The sequence below is a fragment of the Brunnivagina elsteri CCALA 953 genome (assembly GCF_002289455.1).
GTDB classification, from domain to species: domain Bacteria; phylum Cyanobacteriota; class Cyanobacteriia; order Cyanobacteriales; family Nostocaceae; genus Brunnivagina; species Brunnivagina elsteri.
In genome coordinates this window covers 1-16,402 of sequence record NZ_NTFS01000111.1, presented here as the reverse complement: position 1 = coordinate 16,402, position 16,402 = coordinate 1, and the positions used below count along the sequence as shown (strand labels likewise).

12 protein-coding genes and 1 tRNA gene are annotated in these 16,402 nt (G+C 39.8%); 5 read left to right on the top strand and 8 right to left on the bottom strand.

Annotated elements, in window-relative coordinates; translation table 11 throughout:
* The coding region (locus CK510_RS12145) for a ParM/StbA family protein (protein ID WP_095721952.1) at positions 1–1,080 on the bottom strand (1,080 nt) is incomplete at its 3' end.
* 742 nt (positions 1,081–1,822) lie between these two features.
* Here CK510_RS12145 and CK510_RS31715 point away from each other — a divergent pair.
* The 3 genes from CK510_RS31715 to CK510_RS12130 all read left to right on the top strand — a co-directional run bounded on the left by CK510_RS31715 (position 1,823) and on the right by CK510_RS12130 (position 4,182).
* Complete coding sequence (locus CK510_RS31715) at positions 1,823–1,960, top strand: hypothetical protein (RefSeq protein ID WP_158224892.1); 138 nt, start codon at positions 1,823–1,825, stop codon at positions 1,958–1,960.
* A gap of 261 nt (positions 1,961–2,221) precedes the next feature.
* Positions 2,222–2,306 (top strand) — tRNA-Ser (locus CK510_RS12135).
* A gap of 727 nt (positions 2,307–3,033) precedes the next feature.
* A complete protein-coding gene (locus CK510_RS12130; RefSeq protein ID WP_095721950.1) occupies positions 3,034–4,182 on the top strand; it encodes a CapA family protein in 1,149 nt (382 codons plus the stop codon).
* Between the two features lies 1 nt (position 4,183).
* Here the strand turns inward: CK510_RS12130 and CK510_RS12125 are convergent, their stop codons facing one another.
* Genes CK510_RS12125 through CK510_RS12115 form a run of 3 tightly spaced genes read right to left on the bottom strand, consistent with a single transcriptional unit; the run spans position 4,184 to position 6,150 of the window.
* Positions 4,184–4,711: a Uma2 family endonuclease gene (locus CK510_RS12125; RefSeq protein WP_342745953.1), complete on the bottom strand. Its 528-nt coding sequence runs from the start codon at positions 4,709–4,711 to the stop codon at positions 4,184–4,186.
* Positions 4,712–4,739: 28 nt separating this feature from the next.
* Complete coding sequence (gene larE, locus CK510_RS12120) at positions 4,740–5,561, bottom strand: ATP-dependent sacrificial sulfur transferase LarE (RefSeq protein WP_095721949.1); 822 nt, start codon at positions 5,559–5,561, stop codon at positions 4,740–4,742.
* Between the two features lie 52 nt (positions 5,562–5,613).
* On the bottom strand, positions 5,614–6,150 hold the full coding sequence (locus tag CK510_RS12115; RefSeq protein WP_095721953.1) for a hypothetical protein: 537 nt from the start codon (positions 6,148–6,150) through the stop codon (positions 5,614–5,616).
* 230 nt (positions 6,151–6,380) lie between these two features.
* Between CK510_RS12115 and CK510_RS12110 the strand changes: the two genes are divergently transcribed.
* Both CK510_RS12110 and CK510_RS12105 read left to right on the top strand, forming a co-directional pair.
* Complete coding sequence (locus CK510_RS12110; RefSeq protein WP_095721948.1) at positions 6,381–7,229, top strand: hypothetical protein; 849 nt, start codon at positions 6,381–6,383, stop codon at positions 7,227–7,229.
* Between the two features lie 12 nt (positions 7,230–7,241).
* Positions 7,242–8,684 carry a hypothetical protein gene (locus tag CK510_RS12105; RefSeq protein ID WP_095721947.1) on the top strand — a complete coding sequence of 481 codons (1,443 nt, stop codon included), beginning with the start codon at positions 7,242–7,244 and terminating at the stop codon, positions 8,682–8,684.
* 682 nt (positions 8,685–9,366) lie between these two features.
* Here CK510_RS12105 and CK510_RS12100 read toward each other — a convergent pair.
* The 4 genes from CK510_RS12100 to CK510_RS12085 all read right to left on the bottom strand — a co-directional run bounded on the left by CK510_RS12100 (position 9,367) and on the right by CK510_RS12085 (position 16,165).
* A complete protein-coding gene (locus CK510_RS12100) occupies positions 9,367–11,175 on the bottom strand; it encodes a R3H domain-containing nucleic acid-binding protein (protein ID WP_095721946.1) in 1,809 nt (602 codons plus the stop codon).
* A 185-nt stretch (positions 11,176–11,360) separates the two neighbouring features.
* Positions 11,361–12,512, bottom strand: coding sequence for a circadian clock protein LdpA (gene ldpA, locus CK510_RS12095; protein ID WP_095721945.1), 1,152 nt, complete (start codon positions 12,510–12,512; stop codon positions 11,361–11,363).
* 179 nt (positions 12,513–12,691) lie between these two features.
* A complete protein-coding gene (locus CK510_RS12090) occupies positions 12,692–14,182 on the bottom strand; it encodes a hybrid sensor histidine kinase/response regulator (protein WP_095721944.1) in 1,491 nt (496 codons plus the stop codon).
* Between the two features lie 132 nt (positions 14,183–14,314).
* Positions 14,315–16,165: a two-component system response regulator gene (locus CK510_RS12085; protein ID WP_095721943.1), complete on the bottom strand. Its 1,851-nt coding sequence runs from the start codon at positions 16,163–16,165 to the stop codon at positions 14,315–14,317.
* Positions 16,166–16,402: the final 237 nt, after the last annotated feature.

Genomic DNA, 16,402 nt, shown 5'->3' with positions numbered 1-16,402 from the left:
TATTTTCTGATTTAGTGGACGACACAGAAACTGTATGAACCAAAATAGCCTAAAAAGGCACAAAGTCAACAGCCTAGCACCACCCCAACAAGCGAGGTATTTAGCGCGGTCTAAGTACCCATTACCACTAGCAAAATTGGCTATCTTTGGAATCTTGGAATCTAACCAAGTTTTGAAGCATTCCCAATATTCGTCAGTGAATGGCTTACCAACCAAGGAACTATTCCCATGAATAAACTTACCTTTTTCACTAAAACTCTCAACACCTTTGCGAATAAGACTTACATCGTGTTGGGTATCTCGCATCATTCGGTTGGATGCCAAATTTGACTTATCTAAAGTAGATGCGATCGCCTGGTAAAGTTCACCGCTACCACCCTCAATCAAGTTCCTATCGATAACCGCACCAGTACCATCAAATACAGTCACTATAACGGTTGATGTCCCAAAGTCTAGACCGATAGCAACCTCACTTTCAGATAGTTCTAAGGATGCTGCACCATCACCGCCAAACAAACAGTAAGCAATGGCTCCAAATCCTTCTGGGTAGACATCATTAAGAGTGATAGTGAAATTTTTTTGTACCTTAGTTCGGCTTACATCGTTGCGTAGATGCTCGATTGTGTGAGTTCCTTCAATGTTTCTGCGAATGTCGCCAGACCATTTATCAGGGTTATGGGAAGAAACGCTTAGAATTACCTCAGTATTGGTCGGAATGTCTAACACTGCTAAGTCAGCAAGGATAGACTCCAATGCGTACAAGGCTTTTGACTTGGTATCCTCGTGGAGTTTGATGTAATTCTTGGGGTCTTTATTGATTGCCGACATCCCCCAAAACCACTGCATATCATTTAAGTCTTTGCGATCGCCTTCCACATATCGCACCCAACAGCCATCTTTGCTGATTGTTTCATGCTGTTTCATATTGCGGTCGGTCACTCGGAGGTAGGCACTAGGGAGAATTATCAATTTATCCCCATAAAGACCTTTTCCGAATCCAGCACCTAAGTCTTTGCCAGAAACTAGCATTTGGCTAGCCACTTTTTGGCAATTATTGGTAGTGTCGATTATTTGTACCATTTTGTTTGTTAATCCTAATTTTGACGTAGGGAGTATCCGTCCCAAACGCCGAAAGCATTATTATTACGATGGTCTAGCTTCTTTACCCACTCGTTAGAGCTTGTGCTATACCTAGAAACATCACTGCAACCTTTGGGCGTTACAAAACCTCACTATGTAAGACTTTCGGCGTATTTTTCAGATACTTTTAGTAGAATTACCTGGTTAATGTAGCTGGTTTATTTTGGTTCTGTCGTTTCCAGCTTTTGGCGTTGTCGTTGCCAGTTTTTGGCTGACTTCTATAAGGTAGCAACTAGTTATGAATTCTGTCAACTTTTTTCATAACTTATTCATACCTTTCTCGGAGAATATTATAATTTTGTATGAAAAATGTTAAAAACCTTTATATATTAGTAGTTGTAGCTATATAGAGAATTATGAGTAATAGTAAAACCAGAGTTACTTTTCAATGCAGCACTGATATTAAAGACGCTCTAGAGGCTTGTAGTGGAGATAGGGAACAAACTGTAAGCGCACTAATTGTTAGTGTTTTAAGAGATTATTTAATAACACAAGGTTACTTAGAAAGCCTAAAAAAGCAGAACTTACAACCAACGCAAGCCAAAACATAAAGAGTAACGCTACCTCTACCGTATGCAACGAATTAACAAACACAACCGTTGCATACGACAACAACGACACAAGCGAACTAGAACCAATAACCCGGTACAACCCTGATGCGGTAGCAGTTCGTATATTTCTATTGGAATCCGAGCGCGAACGACTAAAGCAAGCTTGCGACAGTGCCAACACAAATATGAGTCATTTATCACGATCGCTTTTGATTAAATGGTTAACCGAGCAAATCGCGATCGCACCAGATGACCAAAGTAAAAGTTAAAAAGTTAGGGGTCGGCAAGTAGTTGTACAAAATTATTGGCTAACTAAACCTATTGGGGTTACTTAAAGGTGAGGGGTAAAATCCCAAAACTGAGAGTTGTTTGTAAACAGGTTTACGCAGTCCAATTGGTAAACCTGTGTCTCCAAAAGAGTGACAAGTTAATCTAGGAGAATTTTTACTTGGAGTATAGAAAAAGTCGTGATATAATGTTATGCTTATTTTGTGAAGCGCGAAAGGAAGCGCAGGGAATAGTAAAAATTAGGAGAGGTGTCCGAGTGGTTGATGGTGACGCACTCGAAATGCGTTTTGGTGCAAGCCAACGGGGGTTCGAATCCCCCCCTCTCCGTTGATTGAAATATTCATACAATTCTCTAACCTGAAATATCTAATACCAATTACTTGTGAAGCTGCACATTCGATTCCTCCAACCTCCCCTTACCTTACGCACTTCGCGTTCCCGAAGGGTAGGGGAGGTGCCACAGGCGGTGGGGTTATTTTATGCATCTTCATATTAAAATGGTATAACTTGGTTAGGGTCAATCTATCTACTATTTTGAATTGTGATATCTCAAGGCTTACAAAGTAGGATATTACACGGGACAAGCAGAGCTTAAGTGACTTTCAGAAAATAAAATCCTTAAACACTTAGGGACTTCCAAAAAAATAATCTTCAAAAAAAATCAAAAAAAGACTCTATTCCAGGATGCCAATCGATTAGGGACTTCCAGAAAATAAAATGTTCAAATCGTATACTTACCAACACTATCATGCGAAGGGTGGGGAGACCCAACCCCTACAATTGTTGTAGAGAATTTATTTCTTGGTGTTTCCTAATGGCGGAGAGATGTCGCGAATATTAAAGTATCAAATATCACTAAGATGTTCCACATTTAATTTGCACATAAGACGCGGGCAAAATGCCTGCACTACAAGAATTATACGTTTTTAAGTTATGCAATTTAGATGTGGTTTAGCTTATTCTCTTAAAAAGATTAACAATCGAATTCAAGATATCTGTGTATATTAAACTTCATAAGCTACACTATGTTCGTGGTATCGGGAGTGCAAATATAATGGTCAATCGATGGATGGGTAAATTTATTTCGTTTACTTTTATTACTAGCTGTCTAGTTATCGGTGTTGGGATTGGTACAGCGATTCGGATGGGGAAAATACAGGCATCAGATAAACCACCAAAGCCATCTGAGTCTTTACCTATATTGCCTCCTGCGACTGAGGAACAAATTTTTCCCGATTTAATTACAATCCAAGCAGTCGGGGATGTGATTCCCGGTACTAATTACCCAAACAACAGATTACCGAATCATCCAAATCAGCTAATTCCTAAGTCTGTCAGGGCATATTTGCAAGGTGCAGATATTTTATTTGGTAATTTTGAAAGTTCTTTAACAAATCATCCCTACAGTACTAAAGATATCAATAAAGGGCAAACATTTGCGTTTCGATCGCCACCTGGATATGCAAAACTGTTTGCAGATGTTGGTTTTAACGTGTTTAATGTTGCGAATAATCACGCAAAAGACTTTGGTTTAATTGGTTTTCGGGATACTGGGAATAATTTAGCACAGGTCGGAATTGATACAGTTGGTCGGAAAAATCAAATATTATTGCTGCAAGCCAATAATGTTAAAGTTGCGATGGTTGGCTTTGCACCTTACGAGTATTACAATTCGATTCACGATTTAGAAGCAGCAAAAAATCTCATTATCGAAGCACAAAAAAAAGCCGATGTTGTGATTGTGTCAATGCATTCTGGTGCAGAAGGAACAAGTGCGTTGCGAACTCCAAATCAGACGGAATATTTTTATGGGGAAAATCGCGGTAATTCGGTACAATTCGCTCGCACAATGATTGATGCTGGTGCAGATTTGGTTTTGGGACATGGACCACATGTACCCCGTGCTATGGAAATATATAAGGATAAGTTGATCGCATATTCTTTGGGGAATTTTTTGGGATATCGAACTTTATCGACAACTGCGGAAACGGGTTATTCGATGATTTTGGAGGTTAAGTTGAATCAGACTGGGAAATTAGTCGCAGGTAAGATTGTTCCTGTTCGTATGGATAAACAGGGAATTCCTCATATCGATCAGCGTTTTCGGACTGTGGGACTTTTGCGTGATTTGATGGAGAAAGATTTTCCGAAAACTGCTGTGGAGATTAACAGGAAGGGTGAAATTGTTGCTGATATAAATTAACCTAAAGTTCCTCTGGATTAATACCCTTGGATTCGAGTAAAGCACGTAATGCTTGTAGTTGGCTTTCTGCTTGTTCAGCCCGTTCTCGTTTCCGTTCAGCACGTTCCCGTTCCTGTTCTCGGAGTCGATCTAATTCCAAATAGGTCAAAAATTGCTGTCCATCAGGACGAAAAATCTGTAACTTACCATTAGATGTCTCAAATCGTACACCCAAACGTGGACTCACTGAACCAATAATTTCAGCAATTTCTTGCAGTTCATTTTCTCGACGTAACCAACCCGTTAATTCTCCTGTTTCTGGGTCATATAAATAATATTCTTCCACGCCATAGCGTTGATAGAAGTTGTACTTAGCAATCATTTCTCGGTGGGTATTTCCAGGAGAAAGAATTTCAAATACAACTTGGGGAATAATATTTTCTTCTTTCCATTGCAAGTAAGAACCCCTATCCCCTTTTGATCTGCCAAAAACCACCATTACATCTGGTGCGCGACGGGTTTTGTTATCATAAAATCGCTTATATTGCAAACATTATCCCCAAGCAGACTCCTAACTCCTAATTCTTAATTCTTTCTTCTAAAACTTGATTTAACTTACCGCTACGATAACCTTCTAAATCGAGGGTTACAAACATAAATCCTAGCTCTTGAAAAGCCGAAACAATTTTTGTTAAATCTGTGTTAGCGACAAAATCTTTGATATTTTCTGGTGCTAACTCAATCCTAGCTGTATCTTCATGCGATCGCACTCGCAAATTTTCCCAACCTAATTTTCGCAAATAAATTTCTGCCCTTCCTACCCGTTGCAATTTCGCAACAGTTATTTCTTCTCCATAGGGAAAGCGAGAACTCAAACAAGGTTGTGCGGGTTTATTCCACCAAGGTAAATCGAGTTGCTGGGAAAGTTGACGCACTTCGAGTTTACTTATCCCAACTTCTGCAAGGGGAGAAATTGCACCTCGTTCTCTTGCTGCTTGGATTCCTGGACGATAATCTTGTAAGTCGTCTGCGTTTACCCCATCAACTACGAAGGGATAACCCAATTTTTTCGCTAAAGGTTTTAAAGTGTCATGTAATTCGCTTTTGCAGAAATAGCAACGATTGACGGGGTTTGATGTGTAGTTAGGATTTTCCATCTCGTTGGTTTCGACTATTTGATGTCGAATCCCCATCGTCGCAGCTTGAATTTCGGCATCTTCCAGTTCTTCTGGTAGCAGTGAAGGGGACATTGCAGTAACAGCTAAAGCTTTTTCACCCAAGACATCATAAGCAATTTTCGCCACCAAAGTACTATCAACACCCCCAGAATAGGCAATTAATGCCTGTTCCATGTCTGTAAATAGCACTTTGAGTTTTTCTAATTTTTCATTTAATTGCATTTTAATTTACCCCGAACCCGATATCACTATTTTAATAAGAGGCTTTATTTTGTCACCCATCTTGAAACTGAGATGTGCCAACATTTATTAGAATACCTTCCCGCACTGTATTTCCTGCAACAGTGGCAATTTCCTCCCAATCTTTGCGATCGCACAGCAAACTCAATAATTCCTGTAATACTTTGCGATCGCTAATAAATTCTTCTGAGTACAAGTCATCACGCATTAATATAGTTTCTAATGCAGGAATAGCCTGTTGTTGTGGTAATTGCAGTCGCGAAAATAAACATGTACGTGCAGTTGCGTAGCCGTAAGGCTTGTCGTCAGACATCGCTTTCTCTTCCCCTACTCCCAAATTCCACCCCTGTAACATCTGACGAATTTCTTGGTTGAGGGATACACGTAGTACTGTCATTCTGTGCAATAGCGCGGGATTTTTCATAAAGGCAACAAATGCCTTATTATTACCCCAATCCATTCCTGCACTAACATCGCAGTCAGCTTCTTCTTCTGCGCGGATTGCTGCTTGTATAGATTCCCGGTTAAATAATAATTCAATTGCTTCTTCGACTGTAATATTTTCTTCCATATCCATACTCCTTTTAGCGCAATGAAAACAAGCGTTAATTACAATCACATAAATAAAAATATTTTTGATTAACGTTTTCTTCACAATTAATTTCAGTAAATTCTCGATGTGTCAACCTTATATTTCAAAGGTTAAAGTGTGTTATGTCCTATAAAAATTAAATAAAAAAGGATAATTTTTCAGGGCTAGAGCCAAGTTAGGAATTAATTAAAAAATCTGGTTAGTAAATCATGTTCAACGGCAACCTTAAGAAAGAAGCTATCGCAAAGTTGGAAGCTGCTGATAAAGAATATCAAGCGACAGCAGCAGATGTCACCGAAAAAGCAGTAGCACTATATGAAAAACGCAAAGCAACTGCTGAACAAATTATTCAAGCTTGCGAACAATATATCAATACCCTTGCCAACTCACCTAAAGAGTTCGATAAGTCAGTTTCTGAATTTAAGGTAGAGTTTACCAAGTTTTCTCAAATAATCCAGCAAATTAAATTTGAGGCAGATAAAGCTGACAAAATAAGCGGATCAATGGCAGGAGCCGGGACAGCCGCAGGTGTTGGTGTTGCAGCTTTTGGACCAACTGCTGCGATGGCGATTGCTACTACCTTTGGTACTGCTTCAACCGGAACGGCTATTTCAGCCCTTTCAGGAGCAGTAGCAACAAATGCGGCTTTGGCGTGGCTCGGTGGTGGTGCTGTTGTTGCTGGTGGTGGTGGCATGGCAGCAGGTAACTTTCTACTAGCAATGGCTGGACCAGTTGGCTGGGCTATTGGCGGTACAACTCTAGTAGGCAGTACTCTTTGGGCACGACACAAAAATGAAGAAATTGCTCAAAAGGCAAATCAGGAAACAGTCAATATTAAGTCAAAAACTACTAAGTTCAAAGCGGATAAGGAAGAAATAGCCAAATTATTGAAGCTAACTCAGGGACACGCTGATGGCGTTAACACACGGTTAAATTTTCTCAAACAAGAAGCTACTAATAATTATCTAGACTTCAGCCATGACCACAAGATAGAATTGGCGACTTTAATTAACAATATTCAAGCACTTTCCCAACTGCTCAACAAGACATTAAGTTAACCAAGAGTATTCATGAAAGAAAATATTCATCAGACAAACCAGATAATTGGTGGGATGGTAGCAGGTGAAAATCTTTACCATGCAGAACATCTCAAAGCTGCTTTTGAAGGACAAGATTCTGCTTTTAGAAAAGCAATTGAGCAGATTGATAAAGACCGAGATTTTATTGGCAGTCCAGAGCATATTTTAGGTAATAATCAAACCAAACATGGCGAGATTGCCGAGCAAGTTGAGGTAGGTATTCGTAATGCCAGGGACAATCTGCGACAGCAAAGCCCAAGTGCTACTTTTGATGGTGTTGGTCGAACAGCACCTGAAGACTATTTAATTGATGGTGTTCAAGTTCAGTCCAAGTTTATCAATGGCATTAATAAAAATCTGGATCATGTGCTAAAACACATGAGAAAGTATGAAAACTTCGGCAGAGATGGCTCCTACTACCACATCCCAAAAGACTACTATGAAACAATCAAAAAAGTTCTCAGTGGTGAGTCTGTAGAAGGGCTAACTGACCGTACAGTACATAAAATTCAGCAAAATCTACAGGAAATTGAAAAGCTTTCTGGCAAGTCCTTTGATGATGTTGTTAAACCTAGTAATTCCCAATACAGCGAAGTTCAGCAAGGTAAGATTCACGATACATTAGATAAGCATGAGCAGGAACTCAGTGGAGAAAACAAACAGATTAAGGAAAACATACGAACTGATGCACAACCTAATTTAGGAGATATGGCTCAGGTAGCTGCTAAAGGCGCTCTCATCGGTGGTGGAATTCGGTTAGCTTTCAAATTATATGAAAAGTACAAGCAGGGAAAGAATCCTTTTTTAGGAGATTACACCGTTGAGGATTGGAAGGAGTTGGGAATTGATACTGCCAAGGGAGCAACTGTTGGTGGAATTTCTGCTACTATTATCTATGCTCTGACTAATTATGCAAGCTTCTCAGCTCCCTTTGCTGCTTCTTTCGTTAGTGCAGGTCAGTCAATTGCCAGTCTCGTCAAAAGTCTCAATTCGGGGGAAATTTCCTTTGACCAATTTACTGAGATGAGTCAGTTAGTTTGTATAGAATCAGCCGCAGTCGGTTTAGCTTCTGCTCTTGGACAGGCTGTAATTCCAATTCCGGTTCTAGGTGCTGTTCTGGGGACAATCGCTGGTCGTATGGTTATAGATTTTAGTAAGAAACATTTTGCTAAGGAAACTGAGGGCTTGAAACATCGGATGGAAGAATACTACAATCAGTGTCTTACTACAATTGATCAAACTTACCAAGCAGTAGTGTCGCGAATTATTGCTGAATATGAAAAGCTTGGCGATTTAACAAAGGCAGCATTTGATTTAAGTAAAAATGTAGAGCTAAGGCTTCAGGCTAGTATTGATTTGGCAGAAGCATATGAGGTTTCAGATGTCAAAATTATTCATAATATTAATGAACTTGATGCCTTTATGCTCTCTTAAACACGATTAACTAATAGCAAATATAAATTTATAGTTGTTCCATCTGCGATTATAGACTGTTCCAGGAATCCTTAAATGCCTATTTATACGTTGGAACATAGTTATCAAAAGCATATCAGAAATACTGGAACAATTGGAACAGATAATTAGTTCGTAGCGACTGTCTTGAAAGTCAAGCGATATGCTTTTGGCATTTAGCTCCGCTTATCGCAGTCAGAAAAACTCAGGAAATTGGGTTTCTCTCCCATGCGAAATATCTAATTGTTGGGATAATCCAGAAACCCCGGCAGTTGCTATAACGAGGGGAACCCTCGCAAAGCACTGCCTCAATTTCTCCCTAAACGCGAGAACCTGAATAATTCTTCGTTGCATCAAGTGTTCGAGGATGAGAGAAACCAGGTTTCTTATTGGTGTTGCATCGAAGATAGTCTTACTGAGTTAAAGAGAAACCCGGTTTCTTGATAAACCCAGTTTTATGAAGTCACGAACTTGAAGTAAAATTCTTCTAAGATACAAGGTTGGGTGAAGACGCACAAAAAACTGTAAATTTCATTAATAATCTTCAATGCGTCGGAACCCAACATTTTGCCTACTACTTAACTGATTGCTGCCAATAAAAATATATTTACCAACAGAACGATGTAGAGACGTAGCACTGCTACATCTCTACATTCAATTCAGATTACGCTGGATAAATCCGCAATCTCCGGTTTGGTTCATCACCGAAACTGTCAGATTTTAAGCGATAATGCTCGACTAATTCGTGTTGCATTTTTCGCACTTGAGCCGATCGCGGTAATAATTCTACAGGTTGCCCCTTGGGAATGACAATCTGTTCCACCGCTAACCGTGCTTCCTCCAAGGCATCCATTTCATCCTCAGAGCCATTGTGCATCAACAATTGTAACTCCCGCTCATCGTTAAATTCCGGGTCGTCCATGTTGAGCATTCGCCGCAATCCGCGAGTAATTTGGGGAATAGTACTCGACTTAATCATGTGCAACGGTAAATGCCTCGACTTTGCCAATTGTCTTAACTTCGCGTGGTTTTTGACATGCGATCGCAATGCTAAAATCGTATCAGCATTATCGATGTCTTTTGTCAAGACAATAGGCAAATTAAGTACGTTGACTACCTGTTCGAGTTGATGACGACTCACACCGTAGGGATAAATATGCAAAGGCAAATCTTCCCCATTAGGTCCTGGACGGGTAACGCGATGAACCTCCGGTTCGCGATCGCGAGCGCTAAAACCGAAGTCGTTTTCCCCACCCCATGATTCCTCATTCAGTAAACGATCAAATTCGCTACTTCCTGATAAATTGACTGGTTCGTTGGGGACTGCCTGCAATGCTGTCATTTTTCCCGAAGAACGCCAGCCATTTAAAGGTGTATGAAGACCTTGACGGGCAGGAGCAAATGCATCTTCGGCATGGGCAATAGTTCCATTATTGCGACCGTTACCGTTGCCGTTACCATTACCATTAACAGCAGTTAGATGGCGTGCGATCGCAACTTTGCCACCTTCATCAATGGTTCGGGTTTGCGGATTGGGTTGGCGACCCCGCAATAATGAATCAACTGTATCCGCAACACTTTCGTGAACCACCCAGCGCTGACGTTCGTGCATTTCCACAGCAATCTCAAAAGTCGGTAGCGCTTTTCTTTCCAGCACTGTCTTCTGGCTGCCGCGTCGTCTCGCTTCATCGTCTCCCAATGTCACAGCTTGAATGCCGCCCACTAAATCCGATAAAGTTGGGTTTTTGATCAGGTTCTCAATTTGGTTGCCATGTGCCGTACCGACTAACTGCACTCCCCGCTCGGCAATGGTACGCGCCGCTAAAGCTTCGAGTTCCGTACCAATTTCATCAATAACGATAACTTCCGGCATGTGGTTTTCCACAGCTTCAATCATTACTTGATGTTGCTGGCTTGGATGGGAAACTTGCATTCTCCTGGCTTTACCGATTGCCGGATGAGGTACATCGCCATCACCAGCAATTTCATTTGAGGAGTCAATTATAACCACGCGCTTGTTAAGGTCATCTGCCAAAACGCGGGCAATCTCGCGCAGGGCTGTAGTTTTACCTACACCTGGGCGACCCAACATGAGAATCGATTTACCAGTTTCCACTAAATCGCGAATCATGCCAATGGTTCCATAAATCGCCCGACCGACACGACAGGTTAAACCAATTATCTTGCCAGTACGGTTACGGATGGCGCTGATTCGGTGCAGGGTTTGTTCAATCCCCGCACGATTATCTCCACCAAAAATTCCCACTCGCTGAACGCAATCATCAATTTGTGCTTGAGTGATGGGTACTTCCCTCAGATATTCCGCTCCCTCATGAAAGCGGGCTTCTGGAAGGCGACCTAAATCCAAGACCACTTCTACTAAACTATCTCGTTGCGGGTGATTCTCAAGAACTTGCCGCAGGTCTTGGGGCAAAATATTCAACAACTTTTGGAGATCGTCTGTAATCGTCATGCTTTTTATGGTGACGTTTTTTAGAGAAAGTGGGTGGGCACTTTTTTTGAGGTAGGTTTTCCTAGCCTTAAAATAAAGTGTTTGTGGCACTTACACACCCGTTAACCCGCCGATGTAGCGATGTATCCGAGTGGGCAATATTGAATGAAAACTTAATTAAGTCTTAATTAAGTCTTAATTAAGACTTAAATTACTTGCTGTGATTTAATCTGGGAAACGAGAGAATGAGCTAAATCAACCGCTTGCCAAAGCAGTTCTTTGTCATCCTCTAAGCGGACAGTAGTTTTTGCACTTGTTTTTGCGTCAGTGTGACTCACCTCCTTAGCTTCTAACTTATCGAGAACGGATGACAGCAGTACGCGGGCATAGCTACCGTAAGCAACCCCAGAGATTTGGGATTTGGGATTTGGGATTTTGAATTTGGGATTGGGGTTTTCTAATCCAAAATCATTGAGAAGTCCCATTGCCTTTAATTTGGTAACGGTGTAACTGTTGGTGCCTCCTGCCAGCTGTACATAACCTGGAAGATTTGCTGCCAAAACTTTTTGCCCTAGCTTGACAGATGCAACTGTCGTGCCATCACCAATATCGCCGCTCATTGGGCGACCATCGGTTTGCCAAATTAATGCACTATTAAGCGGTGCAATTAAATCGTATAGGGCATGTAAATAATCAATCAAACCTTCGCCATCCGGACAACTTATGGCAATTAGCTTTAGCTGCTCTACCTGCGAACCCATCGCTTGCCATAATCGCTTGAACTCGTGCAAACGCCCAACTTGGGTATGAATTTCTATGGCATCCACTCCGGTTGACAGTACCAATGGTGCGATCGCTCCTGGTGTTGATACATATGAACTTGTATAAATTATATCATAGGGACATATGGGGATACAACGACCACAGCCATAACATTTATCGGATGTTACACCTGAGAATTTATCTTGTTGACGATTAAAAACGATTGCTTGGGCTGGGCAGATTTTTTCACAAGGACGGGTACAGTTTGGAGGGCATAAGGCTGGGTTAAATTCGGCTTTACGGAAGTGTGGGTCTTCTCCGTCGTTCAGACTTACCATGAGATAAGGCAATTTGGCATTTTTACCGTAGCCAAGTTTGCGAGAATCTGGTATAAGAGATGAGGCAACTTGCAAAGCTTCTTGTGCTGATGCAATTACAGATGGATCGGCAGCAACATCTATGCAGTCAGCCCCCGCCAAAGTATAGGCTAGTGTTAGGCTTCTGACCGCAGGTAAATGTTGGAAGCTGGCTCCACAGATAAGCTTGAACCAGTGTCCTTGTTTAAGTGAAAGTAAAGGGTTTAACAAATCAGTCACATTTCTATTATGCTATTTGTGACAGAAAATTGTAGCCGTCTGGCAATAAAAAGTTTTGTTTTTGATTTTGGTTGTGTTTTTTTTAATGTAGAGAGGCAAGCTTTGTTACGGGAAGTATCCTCATGGCAAGATTCGCGTGATATATAGCGATTAATAAATGCCCACTGCCCACTGCCCAATTAAGATTCTGGTTGCCGAATAGGGATTTCGATGATAAATTCTGCCCCTTGTTCTGGTGCTGAGTGGCAAGTTAGACTGCCTCGATGTTTCTGGACGATTATTTGATGGCTAATTGACAAACCGAGTCCAGTTCCTTTGCCAACTGGTTTTGTGGTGAAAAATGGGTCAAATAAACGCGATCGCACTCTGTCGTCAATACCAGTACCGTTATCTGAGATGATAATTTTTACGCTGTTTGTATTTGTGACTTGCGTATTAATCCGAATTTGTGGTATTAGGTCTTGGCTATGGGAAATGAGCGATCGCGAATTCCACGAGTAATTCTGATTCTCTTCCTCTAGGGATTGGCGATTGTGATAGTCGGTTTGTCCGTTGCCATATGTTTTTGGCATTAAGCTCTGCTTATTGTATGGTTTTTGGTTATCCAGATTTTCTTCAGTATTATCTTTAACTAAATTATTTTTAATATTATGTTGACTAATTTGCCATGTTGTATTTCCTTTTTCTAGGGCATCGATAGCATTATTTAAAATATGCATAAATACTTGATTCAATTCACCAGGAAAACAATCAATAGAGGGCAAATTTCCATACTCTTTGACAATTGTGATTGCTGGACGATGTGCTGTTGAGTTCAAGCGATGTTCTAACATTAATAATGTGTTATCAATGCCTTGATGAATATTAGCTGACTTCATTTGTGCTTCATCAAATCGCGAAAAGTTTTGCAGTGAGATGACGATTTCGCGAATGCGATCGGCTCCGCGATACATTGCACTAGTTAAGTTTTGCAAGTCATCCATCACAAATTTGAGGTCGATATCCTTAACTTTTGCCTCAACTTTAGGTGTTGCTTCTGGATATTCCTGTTGATATAGCTCGATTAAATTTACTAAATCCTGGACGTATTGATTCGCATATTGAAGATTTCCATAAATAAAACTAACCGGATTGTTGATTTCGTGAGCAACTCCTGCAACTAATTGTCCTAATCCAATCATCTTTTCATTTTGAATTTGCTGAACTTGGGCTGTTTTCAAATCGTCGAATGCTTTTTGCAACAAAACATTTTTTTCTTGTAATTTAAGTTGTAATAATCGTAAATTTATTTGATTTTCTATCCGCAGTATGACTTCTGCTCCATGAAACGGTTTGGTGATATAATCAACCCCACCAACATCAAAAGCTTTCACTTTATCTAAAACATCATCTAAAGCACTGATAAAAATAACTGGAACTCCACAGGTTTGTTCGTTTGCCTTAATTTGCTTACAAACCTCATACCCATCCATACCGGGCATGTTCACGTCTAACAATACTATATCCGGAATCAGCATTTGACAGGCTGTTAGTGCCATTTTACCGTTTAAGGCTTTGCGAACTTCATACCCTTGTTCTCTAAGCATTGCAGATAAAAGCCGCAGGTTATCTGGTGTATCATCGACAACTAAAATATTCGCTTTGTAGTTATTGTTTAGCTCTAAAAGCATTTTTTTGTGAAGACCTGTTCTTCAGTAAGATTACAATTGATGCATGTCTAATAAATTTTAAATAATTAGTGTCAATCTGAGAAAAATTTTACTGAACTTTGACAAGTTACTGAATACAAGTATTTTACCTTATCACCAGCAAAAATCGGTATAAAGAAATTGAGGTATTAGTTCGTGTTGAATAGGTTTAGAGAAGAAATACCCTTGACCAAGGTCACAATTAAGACTTCTGAGTTGAGCAAGTTGTTCTGGGGTTTCTATCCCTTCTGCGATCGCTTGCATACCCATTGAGTGAGAAATGCCAATCATAGCGGGTACAAGTCCCATATTTTCTTGATTTTCTTGCATAATTTTAACGAAAGACTTATCAATTTTGAGTGAATTTAATGGGAAACTGTGAAGATAGCTTAATGATGAATAACCTGTACCAAAATCATCAATAACTAGTTTAAAGTTTCTTTGTTTTAATTGCTGAAGCATATTTTTCACTGTATCATTATTTTCCATAATCACGCTTTCTGTGATTTCTAATTCGATATTGGCAGGATTAACTTCAGTTTGATAGATAATATTATCAATAATTGAAATTAAATTATGATTAGAAAATAATCTTGCCGAAAGATTAACGCTAATTGTAATATTTGTGGGAAATCGACAATCCTGTTGCCAAATATGAAGTTGCTGGCATACAGTTTTAAATATCCAAGTATTAATTGGATAAATTAAACCCATTTCTTCCGCCGCTGGGATAAAATCGGTTGGTAGAATCAGTCCACGAGTTGGATGTTGCCAGCGAACAAGTGCTTCAAATCCAGCAATTTTACCAGTGGAAAGCCGAACAATTGGTTGATAATAAATTATAAATTCTTGACGTTCGACAGCACGACGTAAATCATTTTCTAAGTCTAAAAGTTCGATTGCTTGTTTATGCATATCTGGATCGAAAAGATGATATCTTGCCCTTCCTAATGACTTCGCACGATACATTGCTGTGTCAGCATCTCTAAGTAAATATTCGGGTTTTTCGTAACTGGAACTACCCCAACTAATGCCGATGCTGGCATTCATAAATACTTCATATCGGGATAATTTAAATGCTAGTGATAGTTTTTGTAAAATCCTTTCGGCAACATCGACTGCCATTTCAATACCCGTAATATTTTCGAGGAGAATGGCAAATTCATCACCACCGAATCTTGCTAATGTATCAAAAGGACTCAAAGATAATTGAATGCGACGTGCGATCGCAACCAATAATTCATCTCCAACAAAATGTCCCAGGGAGTCATTGACAACTTTGAAGCGATCGCAATCTAAAAATAATACGGCAAACTGATAGTTACAATCTTGTTTGGCACGGTTGAGGGATTTTTCTAACTGTCGAATAAATAAAACACGATTTGACAAACCAGTCAGGGAATCATGTAAAGCAATATCGAGTAGCTTACTTTGTAATTCCCGTCGAGAAGCCATTTCGATTTGGAGTTTAGATAGAGTTTCCTCCAATTCCTGAGTTCTTTTTTTTACTCGTTGTTCGAGTTCTGTATTCAAATTTAAAATTTCTAAACGAGTGTCACGTAAAGCAATTTGATTTTGGACTCTGATCAAAACTTCTTCAAATTCAAACGGTTTTGTGATGTAATCCACTCCTCCAGCTTGAAAAGCTTTAACCTTATCAAAAACATCATCCAAAGCACTCACAAATATAACTGGAATATCCGCAGTATTATCCCAATCCTTCAAACGACGACAGACTTCATAACCGTCGATTTCTGGCATCATAATATCCAGCAAAATTAAATCTGGTAAAACTGTTTGGCAAGCAGTTAAAGCCATTTGCCAATTTAATGCCTTGCGAACGTTATATCCTTCTCTAATTAAGATTGCAGATAAAACCCGCAGATTATCTGCGGTATCGTCAATAATCAAAATATCTTTCTTATTTTTAGTAGTTAATTTTAATTCAATCCCATCTATATCCATCTGATTTAAATTGACTACAGATAAATTATTCTTTTAAACTGTCTCGCTAAATAAATTTTCCAATCCAAGTTCTAACAAGTCAGTGTGACTCACTTCTTTACTCATCTAGTACCTTCCCATGTAAAGTTTTTCCAGGGTTTAACCTCGCTAAATAGTTGTCAGCAGTCTCAATCCAACAAATACCTAGATTTTGCAATGTTTTCTCTGACTGATGTATTCTACAAGTTTATAGAATAT

Excerpts from the sequence above, each read along its gene's own strand:
- CK510_RS12130 (WP_095721950.1), top strand. The coding sequence starts at position 3,034 with ATGGTCAATCGATGGATGGGTAAATTTATTTCGTTTACTTTTATTACT.
- larE (WP_095721949.1), bottom strand. The coding sequence starts at position 5,561 with ATGCAATTAAATGAAAAATTAGAAAAACTCAAAGTGCTATTTACAGAC.
- CK510_RS12115 (WP_095721953.1), bottom strand. The coding sequence starts at position 6,150 with ATGGAAGAAAATATTACAGTCGAAGAAGCAATTGAATTATTATTTAAC.
- CK510_RS12110 (WP_095721948.1), top strand. The coding sequence starts at position 6,381 with ATGTTCAACGGCAACCTTAAGAAAGAAGCTATCGCAAAGTTGGAAGCT.
- CK510_RS12105 (WP_095721947.1), top strand. The coding sequence starts at position 7,242 with ATGAAAGAAAATATTCATCAGACAAACCAGATAATTGGTGGGATGGTA.
- CK510_RS12100 (WP_095721946.1), bottom strand. The coding sequence starts at position 11,175 with ATGACGATTACAGACGATCTCCAAAAGTTGTTGAATATTTTGCCCCAA.
- CK510_RS12090 (WP_095721944.1), bottom strand. The coding sequence starts at position 14,182 with ATGCTTTTAGAGCTAAACAATAACTACAAAGCGAATATTTTAGTTGTC.
- CK510_RS12085 (WP_095721943.1), bottom strand. The coding sequence starts at position 16,165 with ATGGATATAGATGGGATTGAATTAAAATTAACTACTAAAAATAAGAAA.